Here is a 21441-nt window from a genome sequence, read left to right as displayed (position 1 = left end):
GTGCTGTACATATGGTGCACTTTTTGTCGGGTCAGGCATGCCTGACCCCTACGCAATACGGTGCTGTACATGTGGTGCACGATTTGTCGGGTCGGCATGCCTGACCCCTACGCAATACGGTTCGGGGCATGCTGTGCATGATGTGTAGGGGCGAGGCATGCCTCGCCCTCCCACAGCGATGTTTTACAGCGAGCAGGACACGCAGCCTTCAACTTCGGTGCCTTGCAGTGCCATCTGGCGCAGACGGATGTAATACAGCGTCTTGATGCCTTTTTTCCAGGCGTAAATCTGAGCTTTGTTGATATCGCGCGTGGTGGCGGTATCACGGAAGAACAGCGTCAGTGACAGTCCCTGATCCACGTGGCGCGTGGCTTCCGCGTAAGTATCAATAATCGCTTCCGGGCCAATGTCATAGGCATCACGATAGAACGCCTGGTTATCGTTGTTCATAAACGGCGCAGGGTAATAGACACGGCCCGTTTTTCCTTCCTTGCGGATTTCAATGCGCGACACAATCGGATGGATGCTCGATGTGGCGTGGTTGATATAAGAAATCGAACCGGTCGGTGGGATCGCCTGTAAATTCTGGTTATACAGCCCGTACTGCATCACCGATTCTTTCAGTGCCTGCCATTGTGCCTGCGTAGGGATGGCGATCCCCGCTTTGGCAAACAGCGCAGCGACCTGAGCCGTGCGCGGCTGCCAGCTCTGTTCTACATATTGATTGAAGTATTCACCGCTGGCATAACGTGAGTCGGCAAAGCCACTAAAGCTGGCACCACGTTCGCGCGCCAGCAGGTTTGAGGTGCGCAGCGCGTGATAGGTGACGGTATAGAAGTAGATATTGGTGAAATCCAGCCCTTCGTCGGAACCGTACTGAATGCTTTCACGCGCCAGATAGCCATGCAGGTTCATCTGTCCCAGGCCGATAGCGTGCGACTGCGCATTGCCCTGTTCAATGGAGGGCACGGAATGGATATGGCTTTGATCTGACACCGCTGTCAGGCCACGTACAGCAATCTCCACCGTGCGTGCGAAATCGACAGAATCCATGGCATGGGCGATATTCAGCGAGCCGAGGTTACAGGAAATATCCTTACCGATGCGCTTGTAGCTGAGGTCATCGTTATATTCCGTTGGGGTATTGACCTGCAAGATCTCCGAACACAGGTTGCTCATATTGATGCGGCCATGAATCGGATTGGCGCGGTTAACCGTATCTTCAAACATGATGTACGGGTAACCGGACTCAAACTGGATTTCGGCCAGCGTCTGGAAGAACTCGCGCGGATTAATAAAGGTGCGACGGATGCGCTCATCGGCCAGCATTTCGTCATACTTCTCGCTGATGCTGATATCGGCAAAGGGCAGGCCGTAAATGCGTTCGACATCGTACGGCGAGAACAGCGCCATCGGCTGGTTGTCTTTCGCCAGCTGGAAGGTGACATCCGGGATCACCACGCCAAGCGACAGCGTTTTGATACGAATTTTTTCATCGGCGTTTTCACGCTTGGTATCAAGGAAACGCAGGATGTCGGGGTGGTGCGCATTGAGATAGACAGCCCCTGCGCCCTGGCGCGCACCCAGCTGATTGGCGTAGGAAAAGGCATCTTCCAGCATCTTCATCACCGGGATCACCCCGGAAGACTGATTTTCGATGCGCTTGATTGGCGCACCGGACTCACGCAGGTTTGACAGCAGGAAGGCAACACCACCGCCGCGTTTGGAGAGTTGCAGCGCGGAGTTCACCGCACGGCCAATCGACTCCATATTGTCTTCGATGCGCAGCAGGAAGCAGGAAACCAGCTCCCCGCGTTGCTGCTTACCGCAGTTCAGGAAGGTTGGCGTGGCAGGCTGGAAGCGGCCAGCGAGAATTTCATCGGTCAGTGACAGGGCGAGCGCCTGATCGCCTTTTGCCAGCGTCAGGGCCACCATGCAGACGCGTTCAGTGAAGCCTTCCAGATAGCGTTTGCCGTCGAAGGTTTTCAGCGTATAGCTGGTGTAAAACTTCCATGCACCGAGAAACGTCTGGAAGCGGAAACGACGGTCGTAAGCCTGCTGAAATAGCGAACAGACGAACTCAAACGGATAGGCATTCAGAACGTCAGCTTCGTAATAGCCTTCGGAAACCAGATACTGTAAACGGTCAGCAATAGAGTCGAACTGAACGCTATTAGGGATCACGTGCTGGATAAAATACTGACGCGTGGCCTCACGATCTTTCTCGAACTGAATATGACCTTCAGCATCGTACAGATTAAGCATGGCATTAAGCGCATGGTAATCCGGCGTTGCTGCGGTGGCCTCTATGAGTGTGCTGTCTGTCGCTGCCAAAATTGGGTTACTCCCTTGTGTACGTTAGCGATATCGTCAGAGGTGCCCATTAGCTCAAAGCGATAGAGATAAGGCACCTGACATTTTCGCGCAATAATGTCGCCAGCCAGGCAGTAAGCCTCGCCAAAATTGCGGTTGCCAGCAGCGATAACGCCGCGGATCAGCTGACGATTATTGGTGTCATTCAAAAACTGAATCACCTGTTTAGGGACCGCACCCTGAGCCGTGCCGCCGCCGTAGCTGGGCACCACCAGAATGTAGGGCTGATCAACCTGCAAGCACTGCGCGTAGTCCAGTGGAATACGCACAGCAGGCAGATTTAAACGGGTGATAAATCGATGGGTATTTTCAGACAGGCTGGAAAAGTAAACCAGCGTGGTCATGATCTCATCCCCGCGCCGCAGCCAGGTGGCTCAGCGCATGGATTTTGTCCGGACGAAAACCGCTCCAGTGATCCTGTTCAGCCATCACCACCGGCACCTGGCGGTAACCGAGAGACTTCAGTGTCTCCACATGTGCAGGTTCGCTGTCCAGATTGATCAACTGATAATCGATGCCTTTCTTGTCCATGGCATTTTTTGTGGCATTGCACTGGACACAGTTATCTTTAGTGTAAATAATAATGCGCATGATTCGTATTTACCTTGTGGGCTGGTTATTTTGAGTATCTGGCGCCAGTTTACTGCCCAGGAAGCGCCACCACTGCCACACCATGTTGTGTGGTCTTGATGGGGTAAATACTAGATATAGTGCCGCCGAAATGCAACCACACAACATATAGGATTTTAGTATTTGTTAAGTCAGCTCACACTGAAGCCTTGTGCCACAAGGATTGCGCCCGATTAAAAAGTTTTGCTGACAAAAAAAGCCCGCAGCTTTCGCCACGGGCCTCTTTTTCTAACGCAAATTTTTCGACTATCTGCTGGATGTGGTGGTGGCAATAAGCGCCCCAACGAGGATACCCAGTGCTGTACCGATACCTACACCATGCCAGGGCTTATCGTGGATGTAGTTGTCGACATGATTTCCGGCGTCTTTAGCGGCCTGGGTTACGCGGTTGCGGCCATGGAGTTTGGCCCGCGTCTCTTTCAACAGGGATTCGGCCCGAGAGCGTGCCTCATCCGCTTCTTCCTTTGATTTGCTTCCCCAGGATTTCAATAAATCATCCAGGCTATCAGCCAGCAGAGAAACATCCTGATTCAGGTCTATATCGTTATTTTTTGTGGTCCGGTTGAACATTTTTTGCTCCCTTACTCTGAAAACGTACTATTAAGTATAGAACACACGCAGAGAACGCCATGCACGACAGGGCGTTTATGGACTATTCCGAAAGCGCTGACTGTGCAGCCTGTTGTAAGGTTGCCGGGTTAGCAGACTTAGAGGAGCAAGTATGTATTTACGACCTGATGAGGTAGCTCGCGTACTGGAAAAAGCGGGATTTGAGATGGATGCGGTCACCGCAAAAACTTACGGTTACTGTCGCGGTGAAGACTATGTGTATGTTAACCGTGAGGCACGTCTGGGTCGAACCGCTCTGGTCATTCACCCAACGCTCAAGGAGCGAAGCCAGGCGATCGCCACGGCATCATCGGATGTTAAAACCTGCGACCATTACGTCCGTTTCCCGATGTATCTGGTCGGGGAATCAAACGATCACTACGGCATCCCTCATGGTTTCAGCTCACGCGTTGCGCTGGAACGCTATCTGGAAAGAATGTTTGGTTAACCCCAGCGTGCCAATGGCTGAATAAACCACCAATTCGTCGCGCTATTAACGCGCTAGCTTGCCTTATCTGACGCGTAGACTGTTAGCATGATGGATTCAGGCAGGATGAATGATGAAACGGCTGATAGCAGCGCTGGCAGCAGCGTGGATGTTAAGTGGTTGCGCCACGATTGTCGGTAGTGAAACCCAGGATGTGACGCTTCAGACTCAGCCCCCAGGGGTGAAGTTTGTGGTACAGGATGAAACGGGTAAAGCGGTGGCCGAAGGTTACACGCCAAAAACCGTTACGCTGCAGAAGTCTAACGGCAACTACTTCGGTAAGAAAAAGTATCTGGTGATGCTGGAGCGCGCAGGCTATGTTCCGCAAACGCTCCCACTGAAAGAGAGCCCGAACCTGTGGTATCTGCTGGGCAACATTCCGCTGCTTGGCATCCCTGGCTGGCTGGTGGTCGACCCGTTCTACGGGGGCATGTACAAGATTGAACCGGAACGCTTGCAGACCATCATGAATCCGGTTGGCGCGCGAGGCGGCTAAACGAACAACGGCAGGTCGGGCTATCCCACCTGCCGTTGTTGTTTACTGCGCCGTGGTTTTGACCATACCCTGCGCGGGTTTAAATTTTTCCAGATACTGATGCTGGAAAATGCACATGCGGATGGTATTGCGATATTCACCGTTGATAAAGAACTCGTGGATCAGCTCGCCTTCAATTTCAAAGCCCAGCTTACGGTAAATATGGATGGCCTTTTCGTTCTCTTTATCGACGATCAGGTAAAGTTTGTAGAGATTAAGGACCGAAAATCCGTAATCCATCGCCAGTTTCGCGGCTTTACTGGCCAGCCCTTTTCCCTGATGGCTGGGGGCAATAATTATCTGAAACTCTGCACGACGGTGGATATGATTAATCTCCACCAGTTCAACCAGCCCGGCATTACTTCCATCGTGTTCAACCACAAACCGACGTTCGCTCTGATCGTGGATATGCTTGTCGTAGAGATCGGACAGCTCAACAAACGCCTCGTACGGCTCTTCAAACCAGTAGCGCATCACGCTGGCGTTGTTATCCAGCTGATGAACAAAACGCAGATCCTCGCGTTCGAGCGGGCGCAGTTTCACACTGTGATCAACAGACTTGGCAGACATAAAAATTCCTTTTAGCGGACGCAATATTGCCGGAGGAGTATAGCGGTTTATTGCAGGCAAAAAAAACGCGCCCGAAGGCGCGTTATGTCAGCATTGGGGATATCCCCGGGTTATCAGAAGTTGTAACCGACAACCAGGTAGTAACCGAAACCGTTTGATTTCACGTTAAAATCACCTTTACCGAAGTTCAACTCGGTGCCGTCATTCCACTGGCCGCCGTTGTGGAAGTAACGCGCCACAACAGAGTAGTGCCAGTGATCATAGCCCAGCGAGAGAATATGGCTGGACGCGATAGAGTTGCTGGTGCGTGACGGGCCGGCTTTATCGGCGAGGTCAGAACCCCAGTCAAAGTTGGTAAAGCCGATATAGGTCAGGTTGCCGCCCCACAGCTGAGTCAGTGGAACGAAGTATTTCACCTTGAAGCGGTAGCCGTCCCAGCTGTCTTCATTGGCTGCACCGTAGTTTTCCCACTGGTATTTGGCATACACGTTCAGTGACAGGCCCACATCAGAATGGGTGTCGATGTCGGTACCCAGACCCATATACCAGGTATTCTGGCGGCTCGCCTTGTTGTCGCCCATATCGTAGATATAGTTGTTGGCGAAATACCACTCTTTGAACGGACCAAAACCAAGGTTGGTGCCGGTCAGTTTATCAATAGAGAAGCGCGGTTCGATCTCCATGAAGAACGGAGAACCATCATCCCACGCGCCGACATCGTTACCGTTACCCACGCCGAAGAATTTAGGAACGTCGATGTAGCCGTAGAAATCGAACCAGTCCTTTTTCGCAAACGCTTCATATTCCAGATAGACGTCGTTGTTCAGCTGCGGCCCGAAGCGGGTGTGATAGCTTCCTACGACGTTCACGCTCTGATGCCACCAGTCAGAAACATATTCCGGACTGTTGGTTTCGGCGAGAGAAACATTGGTATAGGAAAGTGCTGCCAGTGCGCCAGCCATCATAATTTTATATTTCATTATTATTACCACATGCTCTGAGACCCTGCTCGGCAGCCAGCGCGCTGGTCGGGTCATGTTATCTACGGGCGACAAATGGGTGCTTGTGACTGTAACAAAAACACCCGCCATGAATACTGCGGCAGTGTGCCGCTATCAGGGCATTAGGAAATAGAGATTGCTCACACTTGTCAAATTCAGTTTCATTTTAATTCAGTTAAAGTGTGATGAATGTCACATTAAAGTGCCGTGTGAGGGGAACTTTTCCCGTAATGGGGTTTAGGGCCGTTTGTGGCAAGGCGAAAACGGTTGCCTGCCGGAAATGGCAGAAATACGGGGAGAGTGGACATACTGAAACACCAGGAGTGTGCTTCACGCTCTCTGGTTATTAATAATATTTTCTTATATTACGGAGGGTTGGCAGGGGGGCGTTAATCACACTGGTTACCGATTTTTGCCAGGGCGTGGCGGTCATTTTTTGCTGCCTGTTGCGCCAGAGTGACAAAATCATTATCGCTATACATCAATGACGGCGAAGGCAGGTTAGCCATATGATCACCGCGCCAGATTTCAAGTCGTGCAAATTGTGACAACGGACGATGGTCAAAATGATCGGGTAACGTCAGCCACAGTTCCGGCACAGTATCCGCAGGACGCGACGGCAGCCGCTGGTGACTGACGCTGTAGTTGCGCAGACGCACCAGAAATTTGTCGGGCAGGCGACAATGGTTGTTCCACCATATGCCATCCAGCATATCAAAGTGAAAGCGGGTGGCTTGCGGGCTGACGGCTTGTAGCTGTGCGAGCGCCTGCGGAAGCATCTGTGCCATCGAATATTGATACTGCGGCAGTGATGATGCTCCGCCCGCATTAAGTATATCTGTAGCCATGCGCGCCCCGAGCAGATTGGAATAGAGATCTTCTGGTGAAAATGCGGAAACGGTTTCAGGATAGCCGGGTACGGACTCGAAGCCATACCACTGAGCGACCTCATGCCAGGCGGCGAGCTGAAAGGCGAGGTAAGCCGCCAGACTGACACTCAGATTGTAACGCGCCAGCGTGTCTTCAGGGGGCGAGAACTGCCGTAGTCGGATAATGCGTTGCCCGAGTTCATCGCTCATCTTTATCGTGGTAGCACGCCCCAGCGCTGGCCAAATTTTGCTGAACAGCCATAGCGTGTTGTCCGCGGTATCACGCACATGAGCAAGGTCAATAAATCCGCCCCGTCGGGTATAGATAATACCGTTGAGCTCACTGTTTATTCCCGTCAGTGTCGTAAAGATGCTTTTCCAGCTGTCGTTATAGTGATGCTTTCCCGTGTTATCAGGATCGACGACATTACGTAATTGAAAAAAGGGGACAGGAACCCCTAAAAGCTTAGCCCGAATGTTATAGCCAAAAGCACAACAAGGGCGCAGACCATCAGGAGGAGGGAGTGGCAGGATCGCTGGCCAGACGTGTTGCGCGGGTGGGGGCGGAAGCTGAAAATCACCCGGCGTTATCGGCTTATCAGTCAGGGGAATGCTGGCATGGCAGGCGTTAAGGAACAGGCATAACAGGAGCAGTACTTTTTTCATCAGAAGGCTTCTCCTACCTGAAAATAGAAGCCTGAGCTTTTCTGTCCTACACCGTAATCCAGACGCAAATTCATTCTTTTCTTAATTTCAAAACGATAGCCGATACCGACAGAAGGGAGCCAATGCCCGTCCACAACCTCACTGGGATGGGGAGACATACTGCCTGCGCCAGCCCAGGCAACCATTCCATGTCGCCAGCTGAGTTTTTTACGCAGTTCAATCTGCGTAGTGAGCACATTGCGATCGCGATATCGTCCCTGGTAGTAACCGCGCAGGTGATGGCTGTCGCCGAGTGTGCCGTCCATCGTCCAGGGCACATTGCCGCCGGCAAAACGGCCGTACAGATCCCATGCCAGCAGCGTGGTTGGGTTGACGGCGTGGTAAAGGTTGTATTGCATATCCCAGATGGAGAGTCGGTTATCTCCGCCTAATTCCGGGAGGTAATCGGTGTAGCGGAGATTCAACAACTGTCCCTTAGAGGGGTTAATGGTGACATCTCGTGTGTCGTAGCTGAATAGCAAACTGACACCGGTGTTAAGCTCGTTTAGCGGTACCGGATGCTGGAAGAAACTGCCTGCCGCCTTATTCTGTAGTCCGGTTGCCTTCTCATAGGCGAGGGCCCCCCCCATACCGACATAGGTATGCGCCTGTAATCGATACAGGATCTCTGGATTGAACGACAGGGTGCGCGAGTTATAGGACTGTTTCCCTCGCTGGTGATGGCCCTCCGCATATCCCTGGCCCCAATAATCCAGTGGGCGATAGCTGACATCGCCGCTCAGAATAAAACGCCATTGGTCATTACGCAGAAATGTGTTGTTTTCGTAACCAACGCCAAAGGCGCCTGTAGAGCTGACAAATCCGGTCAGTGAGAGCGACGAAATCGGGGCCCGCTGTTGTTCTTCATCGGGACGATAAAAGCCTACAGCCGCCACCCCGATGCCAATGCCCAGCTCGGGAGTATAAAAGGGGCCTGGCACAACGCCCCAGTCGATCCTTTTGTGCATATCAACAGGGTCTGAGCTGAATCTGGCAAGATAGCCGTCGACTGTCGCCCTGCTGGGTAATAATGTTGCCTCAGACAAAGTTGGAATTAACAATAACCCCACTAACAGGGCGCGGAAATAGCGCATATTTAGAAACGGAACTCGCCGCCAACCATAATACTATTACGTTTCTCAAAGCCCACTTCAGTCATGACATTAAAGTTACGTGTCAATTCGTACTGACCACCCACCAGTATATTCCAGGGCGACTGGAGGTGCTGTTTGACACGAAAGCGTCCTTCTTTGTCTTTATTAACGAAGTTAACCAGGTTAATCAAATTAGCCGGCATATGTAGATTGCTCAGATTGCCACCAAAATTCTGGGAAACATCCTGGTACATGCTGCCAACCCATAAACTGGCGTGAGAAACGGGAATAGAATATTTCGTTGATCCAGGAACGGTAAAACGATACCCAATGCGCGGCGTAAACGTATAGGCGGTAGTACTACCGTCAAGGATATCAAAGTTCGTACGGGTATAATTGAAATCCATAGTGCCAAACCAGTTATGGTAGCCATAGGCCAGTGTTGTGCCCGCACCATAGGTGGTCCCTTTGAATTTCAGGATAAAATCGATATCTGACATTTTTCCGATGATGGGTGCATTAACGGAAACAGTAGAGTTTGAACTTCCCTTGGTATGCCCGACAACCGCGTAAACATTTAAGAAAGGGAATAACCAGGTGTCCAGTTTCGCGGTATCAGTCAGAGACCTTTCCCGCGTGTGGCCGACATCGATTTTAAAAATGCTCTGAGGGATAGGAAAGCCGAAAAGTTTAAGTCCGGAAAAGTCGATGCTATTAACTTTGATGTTCTGGCGCATATTCATATGGTTATAGCCAATCCCATAAGGATCGGGCAAGTCATAACCCCGCTTGCGTATTTCCTCACCAAAGAAAGGCAGCGGTCCTGTCGTTGGGCCAAATAAGTCTGGGGACTTTGTTGCTTCTGCTTCTTTTTCTTTCTTTAAATCGACATTATCACCGTTATAGTCGAGTGAAAGCGGCGTACGTATTGCGTTTGGGACACCGGCAAGGGCGGCTGTGACCGGGGCTGTACAAAAAAAAATGCCGAAAAGCAGTCTCGCTGTCGCGTGAGGATAATTCTTCATCATAACAATCCATGTATTTTAAGAAGTGAGGGACTGCAGCATAACGACAGCGAGAGGGGGTTTCATTTCAGAAAATGCGATGTCTTAAGGAGGAGCACTTTGTAGCGGCTGTTAGGGAAGGGAGGTATTAGATTTTATAACATGGCAAGGTATCACATTTTTCTACGCTATCGGTTCAGTGTTAAATAAGCCCACCAGTATTAACCTTGTGGGCTGTCATCATCCTGCTGCTGTAACCTGGCGCACTCTCTTATTAATCTTCGCGTTCCTGGGCTGCTCGCTGACGGTCGTAAAACTCATCTTCAGCTGAGATGATTTCATCCATCAGGGAATCCATATCCACATCATGGACCTCTTCAACGAACAGACCGGTGAGCGGGGCTTCTGGTGTTAATTTGCCGTCTTCATACAGCAACCAGATTTCTTTCGCATAACGTGTTTGCAGAAGCTGTGGTGCGAACTGGCCGTAGTAAGTAGTGATGTTATTCACATCACGCTCAAACATGGATTCAGCATGATTATTAGCGGCGGCATCAACGGCCTGGGGTAAGTCGATAATGACCGGCCCTTGTGCATCCAGCAGCACGTTAAACTCCGATAAATCACCATGCACAATCCCTGCACACAACATGCGCACGATATTGCGGATCATCTCGTGGAAATCATTAACGGCCATCTCTTCCGTTAAGGTCACATCACTGAGGCGTGGGGCAACTCCACCGTCTGCATCAGTGACCAGTTCCATCAACAACACCCCGTCCATACAAAGATAGGGCTGTGGCACGCGAACTCCGGCATTCGCCAGGCGGAACAAGGCATCAACCTCTGCCGTTTGCCAGGTCTCTTCCTGTTGCTTACGGCCGAACTTTGAGCCTTTTTGCATAGCACGGGCATTACGGGTATTACGGACTTTACGCCCTTCCTGGTACTGCACGGCTTGCTTGAAGCTACGCTGGGTTGCTTCTTTATAAACTTTGGCGCAGCGGATGTTGTCACCGCATAAAACGGTGTAAACGTCTGCTTCTTTACCGCTTTTTAGTCGCTGAAGCACATCGTCTATCAGGCCATCATCAACCAGAGGCTGGAGTCTGTTGGGAATTTTCATGCGGCTTTATACCTTATTTCAGCCGATTTTCGTATCAATAACAAAGACGGCGGTACTGGAAAAAATGGCAAATTTTGAATCTATATTATACCAGGCCGAACCGGTGCCAGGAGCGTAGCGATGATACCCGTAGACAGGCCCGGCAGAAAGCGAAACTGTGACGCCATAAGATGCCCGGAATACGCCACGGCTGCCCCTGTGCGTAGCAGTGCAAATCAACGTGGGGGATGCTAAAAAACCGGGGGATGGTGCCATCCTGCTAACGGATTGTACATGATGACGTTACAGTCCGGCACCATACCATGAAACCGTAGAGGATGTCAGATGAACCCGGGTAAGAAAGGCCTCTGCGGCTTCGGGGGGATATGGGATGAGAATTGCCACAAGCAACAGCAGTCAAAGACGGCGCTGATTGCCATCGACTATCTGCGCCTGATTCAGCTGAAGGAAACAGCCGTCACGATCTGGTCGTTGGTGAGGTGTCCAAAGGACTTACATCACTGGCTAAAACCATCCGCACACCTGTGGTCGCACTCAGCCTGCTGTCCCGCAGCGTTGAGTAGCGGGCTTCATATTTATTCGTCACGCTTTTGCTTCAGGTAAGCTGAGAGCTAGGTCAGGAAGTCGATTAACGTTGGGGGAAATGATGCAGTATCTCCAACGGAACCCATTGTAATTTCGTTCAACACCTGTGACGCTTTCTCGTTGGTTGGGTGCTCACTAATAAATCTGTCAATGTCGGAAATTAGTACATCGTCTACTCCATCCTGAAACTCAATAGCACTATCGACAATCTCAGGGTAAGAATTTCCCCAATGATCAGCATCCTGCCCAAAAAAAATCAGAAAAAACATTTTAATAGAACGGTAATTTTTCATTTTTCACTCAGATAGGGTAAGCAGTAAGAAGGTAATAGGGTTTACCATTATAACTTTTCTTATATAAAACGAATTTCTATGGACAGCTATAAATACAAAAAAGCCCGCAGGGCTTACGCCTTTGGACTGAACCCATATAGCGGGCTTCATATTTATTCGTCACGCTTTTGTTTCAGATATGCTGATAGCCACGCTAGGAAATCCAGTAAAGTTGGGGTGTAATAGCGAGTGTCCCCAGCAGACCCTTTTGTCAGAAGATTAAGAGCGACAGCAGCAGATTCATTGTCAGGGTAAGTTTGACGAAAATCATCTATGTTGCTGATTAGATTATCGAGATAAGAACCGCCGCCTTCGGCATAATCGTTGAAAGCAGAATCGACGATCTCAGGATAATTTTCGCCATATTCATCACTATCCTGACCGAAAAATACAACGAAAAAATTACTTATATCAGTAAAGTCTTTCATTTTTAATGAACCGGGTAAGCTGTCAAAATGTAATAGGGCATATTATTGTACAATTGTTTTTTTAAAATAATTTCTATTTTTGTGGTTTTAGCTGCACTGGTTTCTCCATATTTAACGAGGATACCTACATACTCTTTTACGTCATAACGTAAAACCAGATTATGTTTTGAGCCTGCACTGGTATTTTTTGCCCACTGGCGAATTTTGTTTCGATTGGTTTTAAGCGCATTACTTGCTGCTTTCTCTGCAATTTTAAGCGAAGAAAATGAGCTGGCCGCATGGGTGGGTTTAAAGGTACCTGACTGTGTGCCCCTGGCAACTTTATCGACTAATTCTTGTGCGGTTTTACCGACGTGTTTTCTGATTGCATGCCCACCCCCCCCGGCACACGTCAAAGCCTCATGTCGCATAAGTTGGACCTGTCCCAATCTGACCGAAGCAACCCGCGCAGCACCAGCAACAGAGAACGGGAGGATCACATCCACGGCGATACCAATCTGGTCAGCAGTGGACTTATCTGTACCCAGCTCTCTTGCGATACCTGCCGTAGCACGTGCCGTCACTGAGGCTGTTGGTCTGCCTGAATACACCTGCCAGGCAGAAGCACTCATCCCATCCAGACTGTGCGCCCCCACAATAATGCATCCCGCTTTCGTCACTCCGGTAGGTTCCGGGACCAGGCAAAGGGTAGTGGCACCGGCCAGCTCCAGCACTCTACCGAGAAACCCGATGCCACCCCAGATACGCTCAGTGAGCACAGATTCATCAGCCATGACGGCTGCCAGCTGGACCGGGGTCATTGCAATACTAAAACCGTTTTCCATAACCTTTCCTTGTTATCAAGCTATCCAGAATTGATAGTAATGGCGCGGAGTGAACGGGTAAACGTTATCCTGTACGCCATCATATTTTTCGTAAAAACACTTATTTGCATAAATCTGGTATATTCTTCTTTTGAGCTTTCTCAAAGGCGTTACCGATATTAACGCCCGGAACAGCGTCAATAACCCCGGTATTTTTGGCGTATACCATCACCTCATTAATGCGCTGGCTTGAACCGGCTGTATGGCTTTGAGCAGAGCATGAGCTTCGATGTCGGTAATGCAGATTTCACCAATAACAGGAAAACCTCTCTCTCCAAAGACCGCCAGATATCTTCAGCATAATTTTCAGTTACGCTTATTTTCTTCACATTCCCCAACGTTCGGTAATCAATTTGAAAGTATTGATTTTGGCTTCTTGTGAAGATCGAGGCTGCTCTTTCTGATGTTCAAGAGGATCGATCTGCTTTGCAAGTAATGCACGCGATTCTGCTCTCAGCTTCCATGCGTCGGAAAGTGTCACCGGGGGGGTAGGCTTCAAAACTCTGCTTGGTGAAGGGGTGATAGTAGCGAAATTGCCAGAGTTTACTTCCACTGGATTTCATTAAGAGCGTCAGCCCATCATTATTTAAAGTTGGTAATAGACGTCTTTAGGTTTGGCGGCTTTGATTTCCGTATCGGTCAATGGCTATGGTTTGACTTGCCATGCTCAGTCTCTGCTCCTGGAGGCCCATCGAAAAACATAATCGTTTTCATTGGGCCTATCAACCGGCCTAAAATGTTCGGATTTAATGAGTTGAGTTCGGACTTCGCGGGGCAAATCGAGGGCACAAAAAAGCCCACTCGGCATTAACCTTGTGGGCTTTCAGGACTTCTACGCGGTCGGCTCTGGAACCGCCGCGAAAAGATTTGGTGGAGCTGGCGGGAGTTGAACCCGCGTCCAGAATTACTACACCGTCGGCACTACATGCTTAGTCCATCTTTACATTCGCCGGTCAGCTGCGAACGGACACGCCACTGACAAACTAGCCTGATTAGATTTTAGCGCTTCAACCCCAGGCAAGGTATTCACGCGAGTTCTTTTAGGTTTGACCTCTCTTGATCCCCGTCTTAAGAACGGAAGCTAGGGAGAGAGGGCTCTAAGCAGGTTATTAAGCTGCTAGTGCGTAGTTTTCGTCGTTTGCAACTATTTTTTTGCGGCTTTTTACGAGGCAAACCGCCCCTCGGCATGCTCCTAGGGCTTTGCAAATCCTGTCGAATCCAGAATCAGCCCCAAGTACTGTTTAGCAGTATATCAGAAAAACCTGTCGTTGTACCAGTAGGTTAGCGATTAGCGTGCTTCATGATACGTGCTTTGTCTTGTTTCCACTCACGATCTTTAATGTCATCGCGCTTGTCGTGCTCCTTCTTACCTTTCGCCACGCCGATCTTCAGTTTGGCCCAGGCATTCTTCCAGTACATCGACAGTGCAACGATAGTAAAACCATCTCGATTGGCTTTACCAATCAGGCTATCCAGCTCGCGCTTTTTGAGCAGCAGCTTACGGCTGCGCGTGGGATCGCAAACATAATGCGATGAGGCGACGCTCAGAGGCTGGAAAGTTGACCCGAACAGGTAGGCTTCGCCATCGCGTAGCATGATGTAGCTATCACTGATGTTGGCCTTACCGGCGCGGAGAGATTTGACTTCCCATCCCTGGAGCGAAAGCCCGGCTTCGAACTCTTCTTCGATGAAGTATTCGTGGCGGGCGCGCTTGTTCATGGCAATGGTCGCGGAACCGGGTTTATGTGCTTTTTTCTTTGTCATAGTGCCACTTAGTGTACATGAAGCAGTGATTAATGGCATCCCCTGTAGCGCCAGGCATGGGGGAAAAGCCTATTCTAGCAGATGGTTAGCAGGAGAGAATTTTTGTTTGATTGCCGGCGATGGTATTATTGGTATGTTTAGAAAATGACAGGAATCGATATGTCCCAGATTAGTCGTTCGGCGCTGGTGCCGTACAGTGCGGAACAAATGTACCGCTTAGTGAATGATGTTGACAGTTATCCGCAGTTTTTACCGGGGTGCACCGGTAGCCGGGTGCTGGATGCCAGTTCCGATCAAATGACGGCCTCGGTGGATGTCTCTAAAGCTGGAATCAGTAAGACATTTGTCACGCGTAACACGCTGACGGATAACCAAAGCATCCATATGCAACTTGTTGACGGCCCGTTCCGCAAACTGAGCGGCGGCTGGCGCTTTACGGCGTTGAGCGATGAAGCCTGCAAAGTGGAGTTAAATCTGGATTTCGAGTTCACCAATATGCTGGTCGAACTGGCTTTTGGCCGAATCTTTAAAGAGCTGGCCAGCAGCATGGTACAGGCTTTCACCCAGCGCGCGAAAGAGGTGTACAGTGCCTGATATCGCTGTTGAAGTGGTGTATGCATTGCCAGATAAACAGTACCTTTACAGCGTAAAGGTCGAAGAGGGCAGCACCGTTGAGCAGGCCATTGTCGCTTCTGGTCTGCTGGCTCTGCGCAGCGATATTGATTTGCAGGAAAACAAAGTAGGCATCTTCAGTCGCGCGGTGAAACTGCATGATGTGGTACAGAGCGGCGATCGTATTGAAATCTATCGTCCGCTGATCGCCGACCCTAAAGATCTTCGTCGTCAGCGTGCTGAACGCGCGGCAAAAAAATAAGGCGCAATCTGCGCCTTATCTTGTTGAGCTCACAACCTGCTTTTAGCCTGCGTTAGCAGACAGAGCAGCTTTGTTATCAATGTTAGTCAGTGTGCCGCTCTGATCGAAGGTCAGGGTCAGTGTCTGCTGCTTCACCGCCTCGTGGCCTGGCTGCTGGCGGAACACGTAATACCAGACGTTGCTGCCAAACGGATCATGCATCATCGGCGTACCCAGGGTATAGGCAACCTGCTGCTGGGTCATCCCCGTATGAATTTTAGCAACATCGTTCGCAACCAGGTAGTTGCCCTGGTTGATATCCGGGCGGTAAACCACGCGCTCCAGAGTGGAACAACCCGCGGTCATCATCAGAAGAACCACCGCAGCAGCAGTCAGCGTTTTACAGCGCATAATCAATGTTTATTCCTTTGTGGCTATATTCGTTTCCCCTGAAACCGCAGCTCCGGGTCTTTCGGGTTTATCAGTGTGCAATGATGATACCAGCGTAACTTGCCGATGATAATAAACCTTTCCGCAGTTTAAAACCTCTGCGAAGCAACGATATGACCACAATCCGGTAAAAAAGTGCAATCTTCACGCGGCTAAAAGTTCTTTTGCGTTCGCCAGCGTGTTGCGTGTGACTTCGCTGCCACCCAGCAGGCGCGCCAGTTCTTGCAGGCGTGCACGCTTATCCAGGGGCTTCATATGCGTCTCTGTCATCGCGCCATCGGTCTCTTTGCTGACATAGAAATGCTGATGACCACAGCCAGCGACCTGCGGCAGATGCGTCACGCACATAACCTGCGTGGACTCACCCAACTGACGCAGCATTTTACCGACTACCGCGGCGGTGGGTCCGCTGATACCGACATCCACTTCATCGAAAATCAACGCCGGTGTGTCCATCTTACGTGCAGTAATGACCTGAATCGCTAACGCAATACGTGACAGTTCCCCGCCGGAAGCGACCTTCGCTAACGGTTGAACCGGCTGGCCAGGGTTGGTGCTGACGCGGAAATCAATGCGGTCAGCGCCTTCCGCAGTCAAATGCTCGGGGTTGAACTGGATATCAATTGTAAAGCGCCCGTGGGGCATCGACAGCATATGCATGCTTTCGGTAATTAACCCGGTAAGCTCATCAGCAAAGTGAACCCGGCGCTCATGCAACTGCCGTGCGCAGTTGAGGGCAGCATCGTAATGAAGGCTGACGGCCTGGCTCAATTCATCCTGGTCGCTTTCCTGCTGATCCAACAACAACTGTTCAGCGAGTAGCTGCTGGTAGAAAGTCGGCAGTTCTTCAGGAGCGATGTGGTGCTTACGCCCGAGGCCGATCTGGCGTGACAGCCGTTGTTCCAGTTCATGCAGACGGTTGGGATCGAGATCCAGCCGATCGCAATAATGGCGCAGTTCATCACTGGCCTCGCTGATCTGGATTGCGGCTTCTTCCAGCATGGCAAAGACGCCGCTGAGCTTATCATCCATCTCAATCAGTTCTGCCATCAGCTGGCGTGCGTTATACAGCTGGCTTTGCAGATTGTTATCGTCGCCATCAGCCAGCATCAGCAGAGTCTGCTGGCTGGTGGAGAGGAGCTGACCGCTGTTCGCGAGACGTTTGTACTCTTCATCAATCTGCTCATATTCACCGCTGACCGGGGCGAACTCATTCAGCTCTTTGAGCTGATACTGCAACAGTTCACGACGGGCTTCACGCTCCTGTGACTGTTGCTGATGCTGGGCAAGGGTGCGACAGCTCTGATGCCACTGGCGATAGTGTTGCGCCATGTTTTGCATCAGCAACGGTTCGCCCGCATAGGCATCCAGCAGATTTTTTTGATGTTCAGGTTTGAGCAGGAGCTGGTGAGCATGTTGGCCGTGGATCTGAATCAGCGCCTGGCCGAGATCGCGCAGCTGTGAAAGAGGCACGGCGGTGCCGTTGATAAAGCCACGCGAACGCCCATCGCTGCTGATCACCCGGCGCAGCAGACATTCATTGCCGTCGTCGAGTTGATTGTCGGTTAACCAGCGCTGGGCTGAGGGGGTATCTTTCAGCGAGAATCGCGCACAGATGTCGGCGCGTGCCGCACCCTGGCGCACCATATCTGCATCGGCCCGGCCCCCCAGGCATAAACCCAGCGCATCGATAGCGATGGATTTACCTGCGCCGGTCTCACCGGTAATGGCCGTCATTCCGCGCTGAAAGTCGATCTCCAGCTCACGTACAATCGCGAAGTTACTGATGGTCAGTTGTGCCAGCATGATGGTATTCCTGTATGAAAACACAGATATGGTTTTTCATACAGTATATACTGGTTTTATAAACAGTAAACCCGCTGGCAGCAGTTTTAGAATAATTTTTTTGACCAACCCAGCTTTGAGCTTAGCGTGTTGAAATAATTGTAATTTTTAGGGTGTATCAAGTTGAGGTGGTAATCACTTCGCCGGATTAATACATCTTCACCCTGTTGAATGGGGAGTGCTATCTGGCTGTCACAACTGATCTCCAGATCGCTGCGCATATGAGAAAAACGTAGACGAATCGTACTGCTGCTGTTGATCACCAGCGGGCGAGCCGAGAGGGTATGGGGGAACATCGGTACCACGGCGATAGCATCCAGCGATGGCGTCAGAATGGGGCCACCTGCTGACAGTGAATAAGCCGTCGACCCGGTCGGCGTCGATATGATCAAGCCATCCGAACGCTGTGAAAACGCGAAATTTTCATCAATGTACACTTCGAATTCGATCATATGTGCCACTTTACCCGGGTGCAGCACCACTTCATTGATAGCCGTACCAATACGCGGGCTGCCGGACTGGCGGCAGACCTGAGCTTCCAGCAGGAAGCGGCTCTCGATGAAGTATTCTCCTTCCAGCACGTCAGCGAGTTGCTGCTGAGCGTTATCAGGATCGAGATCGGTGAGAAACCCGAGATTGCCGCGATTAATCCCGATGACCTTAATATCGTAACGTGCCAGCACCCTCGCTGCGCCCAGCATATTCCCGTCACCGCCTACCACCACCGCCAGGTCGGCCTTGCGGCCAATCTCTGCCAGCGTTCCGGTCTGCACGCCTTCCAGTTTTAACTCACGCGCAATCTGCTGCTCAATAATCACCTGATAGCCTCTCGCTGTCAGCCAGCGATAGAGCATCTCGTGGGTGGTTAGTGCAGTGGGATGGCGTGGATGGCCGACGATCCCGATGCAGTTGAAGTGGTTATTCATGTTCCTGGCATTCCTCACGAGGTAAACTCCCCCGACAATGTGACTGGTTCCCTTGAAACCGCGATTCTGATCCCCATAATAAGCGAACCAGCGAGATGAATATGCACAAACGCGGAGAAATTCATGAGTAGTAAAGAACAGAACACACCTAACGAGCAAGTCTCAGACGAAATTGAGATGGAGCAGGCGCAAACCCAGGACGCGGAGACAGCAGAAGTGGTGGACCCGCGGGATGAGCGTATTGCACAACTGGAAGCCCAACTGGCGGAGTCACTGGGCGGTGTGCGTGACGCACAGCTTCGTGCTCAGGCTGAGATCGAAAACATCCGTCGCCGTAGTGAACTGGATGTGGAAAAAGCGCACAAATTTGCGCTGGAAAAATTTGCCAACGAGCTGTTGCCAGTGATTGATAGCCTGGAACGCGCGCTGGAAGTGGCGGATAAATCCAATCCTGAGTTGGCCGCTATGATTGAAGGCATCGAACTGACCATGAAATCCCTGCTGGGCGCTGTGCGCAAGTTTGGCGTGGAAGTGGTGGGGGATATCAACGTGCCGTTCAACCCGGAAGTCCATCAGGCAATGTCTATGATGGAATCTGAAGACGTTGCGCCAAATCATGTGCTGATGGTGATGCAGCGTGGCTATACCCTGAACGGTCGCCTGCTGCGCCCGGCGATGGTTGCAGTATCGAAAGCTAAAAATTAATTGCTGTAGGGGGGGACCTTTTTTTCCGGTCGCCCCTGTGTCTGCCTGTTTAAAATAGCCGCCTAGTGCGGCTATTTTTTTGCCGGTGAATTAGTGGTAAGCGGGTTCATTCACCTTAAACACGCGTATTGCCAGAGACAGTTGTTCGGCCTGTTCCTGCATTGACTGGGCTGCCGCTGCCGACTGATTCACCAGCGCCGCATTCTGCTGAGTCACCTGATCCATCTGCGTGATGGCCATGTTGATCTCATCAATGCCGCTGCTTTGCTCGGCGCTGGCGATAGTAATCTCGCCGATAATTCCGGTCACGTTTTTCACGCTGCTGAGGACGTCGTCCATGGTCAGCCCGGCTTTTGCGACCTGGCGGCCACCTTCATCCACCCGTGCAACAGAATCCTGAATCAGCTGTGCAATCTCTTTGGCAGCAGATGCCGAGCGCTGTGCCAGGCTGCGAACCTCTGAAGCCACAACGGCAAAACCACGCCCTTGCTCACCTGCACGGGCGGCTTCTACCGCCGCATTCAGCGCCAGGATATTGGTCTGGAAGGCAATACCGTCAATCACACTGATAATATCGACGATTTTCTTCGATGATCCGTTGATCATTTCCATCGTGCTGACCACCTGCTTCACCGCATCGCCGCTTTGTACCGCCACCAGAGAGGCCTGAGCGGCTAACTGGTTGGCCTGGCGAGCGTTATCGGCGTTTTGTTTCACCGTGGCGGTAATCTGCTCCATCGCAGAGGCGGTTTCTTCGAGGGAGCTGGCCTGTTGCTCAGTGCGTGAGGAGAGATCCATATTACCCGCTGAAATCTCACTGGATGCCGTGGCAATCAGGTCCGTACCGGAACGGACTTCGTTAACAATTTTCAGCAGATTGTCATTCATATTTTTCAGCGCCAGCATCAACTGACCGGTTTCATCCGTCGAGTTGACATGAATGGTGGTGCGCAGATCGCCAGCGGCAACATTTTCAGCAATGCCGACGGCTTCACGCAGCGGGCGCACAATCGAACGGGTTAAGAAGAAGCCGAGCAGCATCGCCGCAGCGATAGCCAGTAGCGAGAAAATCAGCGTGATGTGAATGGCGGTGGTGCCATCACTGACGGCATTGGCTCCTTCAGCCTGCAACTGTGAGGACTGTGAATCCGCAAAACTCACCACTATATCGAGAAACGCATTCTGCGAGGTGGTGATTTTTCGCAGTACATATTCCGTGGCCGGCGCAACATCTCCTGCACGGATGAGGGTCAGCAGTTCTTGTTTATCACTCTCAAAACGCTGGGCGGCATCTTTGACGTCCTGGATTTTTTTAATCCCCATCTCAGTGCTTTGCAACTGTGCGATTTTTTCAATCGCCGCATTGGTTTTCTGCGTCGCGCCATCGAGCTGCTTAAACCGTTTGACGTTACTGTCCGGACGGGCAATATCCAGAACCATACCGCGCAAATATTTAATCTGTTCGTTGACGCCATCGCGTACATCAAATGCCAGCCGGACTTTGATATAACGATCGCTGACGATACTGTCTACCGCCTGATTAATGTTGCCAATTTTGAGTGTTGCTGTGGCACTAACGATAATCAATAACAGTATCACCAGGCCGAAGGCGGCGCCCAGACGGACACCTACTTTCATATTCTTCATGGATAACATCCGTTCTTCTCCCCTGAATGGACCAGCCAAT

The 21441-nt window shown here is 51.0% G+C and carries 23 protein-coding genes, 1 other RNA gene and 1 pseudogene; 5 read left to right on the top strand and 20 right to left on the bottom strand.

Going from position 1 to position 21441, the window contains the following annotated elements; genetic code table 11:
* Positions 1–183: 183 nt before the first annotated feature.
* From nrdE to WH277_RS22970, 4 genes are all read right to left on the bottom strand, one after another.
* A complete protein-coding gene (gene nrdE, locus WH277_RS22985; RefSeq protein ID WP_133845800.1) occupies positions 184–2334 on the bottom strand; it encodes a class 1b ribonucleoside-diphosphate reductase subunit alpha in 2151 nt (716 codons plus the stop codon).
* The gene (gene nrdI, locus WH277_RS22980) at positions 2307–2717 is read right to left on the bottom strand and encodes a class Ib ribonucleoside-diphosphate reductase assembly flavoprotein NrdI (protein ID WP_133845801.1); all 411 of its coding nucleotides are present in this window, start codon (positions 2715–2717) and stop codon (positions 2307–2309) included. The genes nrdE and nrdI overlap by 28 nt, the downstream gene beginning before the upstream one ends.
* A 4-nt stretch (positions 2718–2721) precedes the next feature.
* Positions 2722–2964: a glutaredoxin-like protein NrdH gene (nrdH, locus tag WH277_RS22975; protein ID WP_133845802.1), complete on the bottom strand. Its 243-nt coding sequence runs from the start codon at positions 2962–2964 to the stop codon at positions 2722–2724.
* Positions 2965–3249: 285 nt separating this feature from the next.
* Positions 3250–3573: a DUF883 family protein gene (locus WH277_RS22970; RefSeq protein WP_133845803.1), complete on the bottom strand. Its 324-nt coding sequence runs from the start codon at positions 3571–3573 to the stop codon at positions 3250–3252.
* Between the two features lie 151 nt (positions 3574–3724).
* Between WH277_RS22970 and WH277_RS22965 the strand changes: the two genes are divergently transcribed.
* On the top strand, positions 3725–4060 hold the full coding sequence (locus tag WH277_RS22965) for a DUF2002 family protein (protein WP_133845804.1): 336 nt from the start codon (positions 3725–3727) through the stop codon (positions 4058–4060).
* Positions 4061–4172: 112 nt separating this feature from the next.
* Positions 4173–4595 carry a hypothetical protein gene (locus WH277_RS22960; protein ID WP_166653754.1) on the top strand — a complete coding sequence of 141 codons (423 nt, stop codon included), beginning with the start codon at positions 4173–4175 and terminating at the stop codon, positions 4593–4595.
* A 42-nt stretch (positions 4596–4637) separates the two neighbouring features.
* Here the strand turns inward: WH277_RS22960 and speG are convergent, their stop codons facing one another.
* The 12 genes and pseudogenes from speG to smpB all read right to left on the bottom strand — a co-directional run bounded on the left by speG (position 4638) and on the right by smpB (position 14975).
* A complete protein-coding gene (gene speG, locus WH277_RS22955; RefSeq protein WP_133845806.1) occupies positions 4638–5204 on the bottom strand; it encodes a spermidine N1-acetyltransferase in 567 nt (188 codons plus the stop codon).
* 113 nt (positions 5205–5317) lie between these two features.
* Positions 5318–6184, bottom strand: coding sequence for a nucleoside-specific channel-forming protein Tsx (locus tag WH277_RS22950; protein WP_133845807.1), 867 nt, complete (start codon positions 6182–6184; stop codon positions 5318–5320).
* Positions 6185–6594: 410 nt separating this feature from the next.
* The gene (locus tag WH277_RS22945) at positions 6595–7740 is read right to left on the bottom strand and encodes a DUF4056 domain-containing protein (RefSeq protein ID WP_133845808.1); all 1146 of its coding nucleotides are present in this window, start codon (positions 7738–7740) and stop codon (positions 6595–6597) included.
* Positions 7740–8747 (bottom strand): BamA/TamA family outer membrane protein, encoded by a 1008-nt coding sequence (locus WH277_RS22940; RefSeq protein ID WP_241008255.1) that lies wholly within the window; start codon positions 8745–8747, stop codon positions 7740–7742. Before WH277_RS22940 ends, WH277_RS22945 begins: the two co-directional genes overlap by 1 nt.
* A 128-nt stretch (positions 8748–8875) precedes the next feature.
* The gene (locus tag WH277_RS22935; RefSeq protein ID WP_339507027.1) at positions 8876–9901 is read right to left on the bottom strand and encodes a hypothetical protein; all 1026 of its coding nucleotides are present in this window, start codon (positions 9899–9901) and stop codon (positions 8876–8878) included.
* Positions 9902–10151: 250 nt separating this feature from the next.
* Positions 10152–11003 (bottom strand): PA4780 family RIO1-like protein kinase, encoded by an 852-nt coding sequence (locus tag WH277_RS22930; protein WP_133845811.1) that lies wholly within the window; start codon positions 11001–11003, stop codon positions 10152–10154.
* 611 nt (positions 11004–11614) lie between these two features.
* Positions 11615–11881, bottom strand: coding sequence for a hypothetical protein (locus WH277_RS22925; RefSeq protein ID WP_339507026.1), 267 nt, complete (start codon positions 11879–11881; stop codon positions 11615–11617).
* Between the two features lie 152 nt (positions 11882–12033).
* Complete coding sequence (locus tag WH277_RS22920; RefSeq protein ID WP_159338574.1) at positions 12034–12348, bottom strand: hypothetical protein; 315 nt, start codon at positions 12346–12348, stop codon at positions 12034–12036.
* Positions 12349–12350: 2 nt separating this feature from the next.
* Positions 12351–13172 carry an RNase A-like domain-containing protein gene (locus WH277_RS22915; protein WP_339507025.1) on the bottom strand — a complete coding sequence of 274 codons (822 nt, stop codon included), beginning with the start codon at positions 13170–13172 and terminating at the stop codon, positions 12351–12353.
* A 109-nt stretch (positions 13173–13281) separates the two neighbouring features.
* Positions 13282–13854: pseudogene (locus WH277_RS22910) on the bottom strand (integrase arm-type DNA-binding domain-containing protein); the annotation flags it as partial.
* Positions 13855–14079: 225 nt separating this feature from the next.
* Positions 14080–14443, bottom strand: a transfer-messenger RNA (tmRNA) gene (gene ssrA, locus WH277_RS22905).
* Between the two features lie 49 nt (positions 14444–14492).
* Positions 14493–14975 (bottom strand): SsrA-binding protein SmpB, encoded by a 483-nt coding sequence (smpB, locus tag WH277_RS22900; protein ID WP_133845816.1) that lies wholly within the window; start codon positions 14973–14975, stop codon positions 14493–14495.
* Positions 14976–15134: 159 nt separating this feature from the next.
* Between smpB and WH277_RS22895 the strand changes: the two genes are divergently transcribed.
* Together WH277_RS22895 and WH277_RS22890 are read left to right on the top strand one after the other, a co-directional pair.
* Complete coding sequence (locus WH277_RS22895) at positions 15135–15569, top strand: type II toxin-antitoxin system RatA family toxin (RefSeq protein WP_133845817.1); 435 nt, start codon at positions 15135–15137, stop codon at positions 15567–15569.
* Entirely contained in the window at positions 15562–15849 is a 288-nt protein-coding gene (locus WH277_RS22890) for an RnfH family protein (protein WP_159338559.1), read from the top strand. The genes WH277_RS22895 and WH277_RS22890 overlap by 8 nt, the downstream gene beginning before the upstream one ends.
* A 42-nt stretch (positions 15850–15891) precedes the next feature.
* On the opposite strand, the gene bamE is transcribed toward WH277_RS22890, so the two are convergent.
* The 3 genes from bamE to nadK form a co-directional block, all read right to left on the bottom strand.
* Positions 15892–16239 (bottom strand): outer membrane protein assembly factor BamE, encoded by a 348-nt coding sequence (bamE, locus tag WH277_RS22885; protein WP_133845819.1) that lies wholly within the window; start codon positions 16237–16239, stop codon positions 15892–15894.
* Positions 16240–16422: 183 nt separating this feature from the next.
* Positions 16423–18084 (bottom strand): DNA repair protein RecN, encoded by a 1662-nt coding sequence (gene recN, locus WH277_RS22880; protein ID WP_133845820.1) that lies wholly within the window; start codon positions 18082–18084, stop codon positions 16423–16425.
* Positions 18085–18170: 86 nt separating this feature from the next.
* Positions 18171–19049: an NAD(+) kinase gene (gene nadK, locus WH277_RS22875; protein WP_133845821.1), complete on the bottom strand. Its 879-nt coding sequence runs from the start codon at positions 19047–19049 to the stop codon at positions 18171–18173.
* Between the two features lie 123 nt (positions 19050–19172).
* On the opposite strand from nadK, the gene grpE reads away from it, so the two are divergent.
* Positions 19173–19754: a nucleotide exchange factor GrpE gene (gene grpE / locus WH277_RS22870; RefSeq protein ID WP_159338557.1), complete on the top strand. Its 582-nt coding sequence runs from the start codon at positions 19173–19175 to the stop codon at positions 19752–19754.
* A gap of 90 nt (positions 19755–19844) precedes the next feature.
* Here grpE and WH277_RS22865 read toward each other — a convergent pair whose 3' ends face one another.
* Positions 19845–21410, bottom strand: a complete 1566-nt coding sequence (locus WH277_RS22865) for a methyl-accepting chemotaxis protein (RefSeq protein ID WP_339507024.1) — start codon at positions 21408–21410, stop codon at positions 19845–19847.
* Positions 21411–21441: the final 31 nt, after the last annotated feature.

The organism is Erwinia sp. MYb416 (assembly GCF_037479575.1).
GTDB lineage: Bacteria > Pseudomonadota > Gammaproteobacteria > Enterobacterales > Enterobacteriaceae > Erwinia > Erwinia rhapontici.
Note: the sequence above shows the minus strand (reverse complement) of the source record. Positions and strands in the feature narration are given on the sequence as shown.

Coding starts and splice junctions, on each gene's coding strand:
- WH277_RS22960 (WP_166653754.1), top strand. CDS start 4,173: ATGAAACGGCTGATAGCAGCGCTGGCAGCAGCGTGGATGTTAAGTGGT.
- nrdI (WP_133845801.1), bottom strand. CDS start 2,717: ATGACCACGCTGGTTTACTTTTCCAGCCTGTCTGAAAATACCCATCGA.
- WH277_RS22915 (WP_339507025.1), bottom strand. CDS start 13,172: ATGGAAAACGGTTTTAGTATTGCAATGACCCCGGTCCAGCTGGCAGCC.
- WH277_RS22950 (WP_133845807.1), bottom strand. CDS start 6,184: ATGAAATATAAAATTATGATGGCTGGCGCACTGGCAGCACTTTCCTAT.
- WH277_RS22865 (WP_339507024.1), bottom strand. CDS start 21,410: ATGTTATCCATGAAGAATATGAAAGTAGGTGTCCGTCTGGGCGCCGCC.
- grpE (WP_159338557.1), top strand. CDS start 19,173: ATGAGTAGTAAAGAACAGAACACACCTAACGAGCAAGTCTCAGACGAA.
- WH277_RS22930 (WP_133845811.1), bottom strand. CDS start 11,003: ATGAAAATTCCCAACAGACTCCAGCCTCTGGTTGATGATGGCCTGATA.
- nrdH (WP_133845802.1), bottom strand. CDS start 2,964: ATGCGCATTATTATTTACACTAAAGATAACTGTGTCCAGTGCAATGCC.
- WH277_RS22935 (WP_339507027.1), bottom strand. CDS start 9,901: ATGATGAAGAATTATCCTCACGCGACAGCGAGACTGCTTTTCGGCATT.
- WH277_RS22895 (WP_133845817.1), top strand. CDS start 15,135: ATGTCCCAGATTAGTCGTTCGGCGCTGGTGCCGTACAGTGCGGAACAA.
- WH277_RS22925 (WP_339507026.1), bottom strand. CDS start 11,881: ATGAAAAATTACCGTTCTATTAAAATGTTTTTTCTGATTTTTTTTGGG.
- smpB (WP_133845816.1), bottom strand. CDS start 14,975: ATGACAAAGAAAAAAGCACATAAACCCGGTTCCGCGACCATTGCCATG.
- WH277_RS22945 (WP_133845808.1), bottom strand. CDS start 7,740: ATGAAAAAAGTACTGCTCCTGTTATGCCTGTTCCTTAACGCCTGCCAT.
- WH277_RS22920 (WP_159338574.1), bottom strand. CDS start 12,348: ATGAAAGACTTTACTGATATAAGTAATTTTTTCGTTGTATTTTTCGGT.
- WH277_RS22965 (WP_133845804.1), top strand. CDS start 3,725: ATGTATTTACGACCTGATGAGGTAGCTCGCGTACTGGAAAAAGCGGGA.
- recN (WP_133845820.1), bottom strand. CDS start 18,084: ATGCTGGCACAACTGACCATCAGTAACTTCGCGATTGTACGTGAGCTG.
- nadK (WP_133845821.1), bottom strand. CDS start 19,049: ATGAATAACCACTTCAACTGCATCGGGATCGTCGGCCATCCACGCCAT.
- speG (WP_133845806.1), bottom strand. CDS start 5,204: ATGTCTGCCAAGTCTGTTGATCACAGTGTGAAACTGCGCCCGCTCGAA.
- WH277_RS22940 (WP_241008255.1), bottom strand. CDS start 8,747: ATGCACAAAAGGATCGACTGGGGCGTTGTGCCAGGCCCCTTTTATACT.
- bamE (WP_133845819.1), bottom strand. CDS start 16,239: ATGCGCTGTAAAACGCTGACTGCTGCTGCGGTGGTTCTTCTGATGATG.
- WH277_RS22970 (WP_133845803.1), bottom strand. CDS start 3,573: ATGTTCAACCGGACCACAAAAAATAACGATATAGACCTGAATCAGGAT.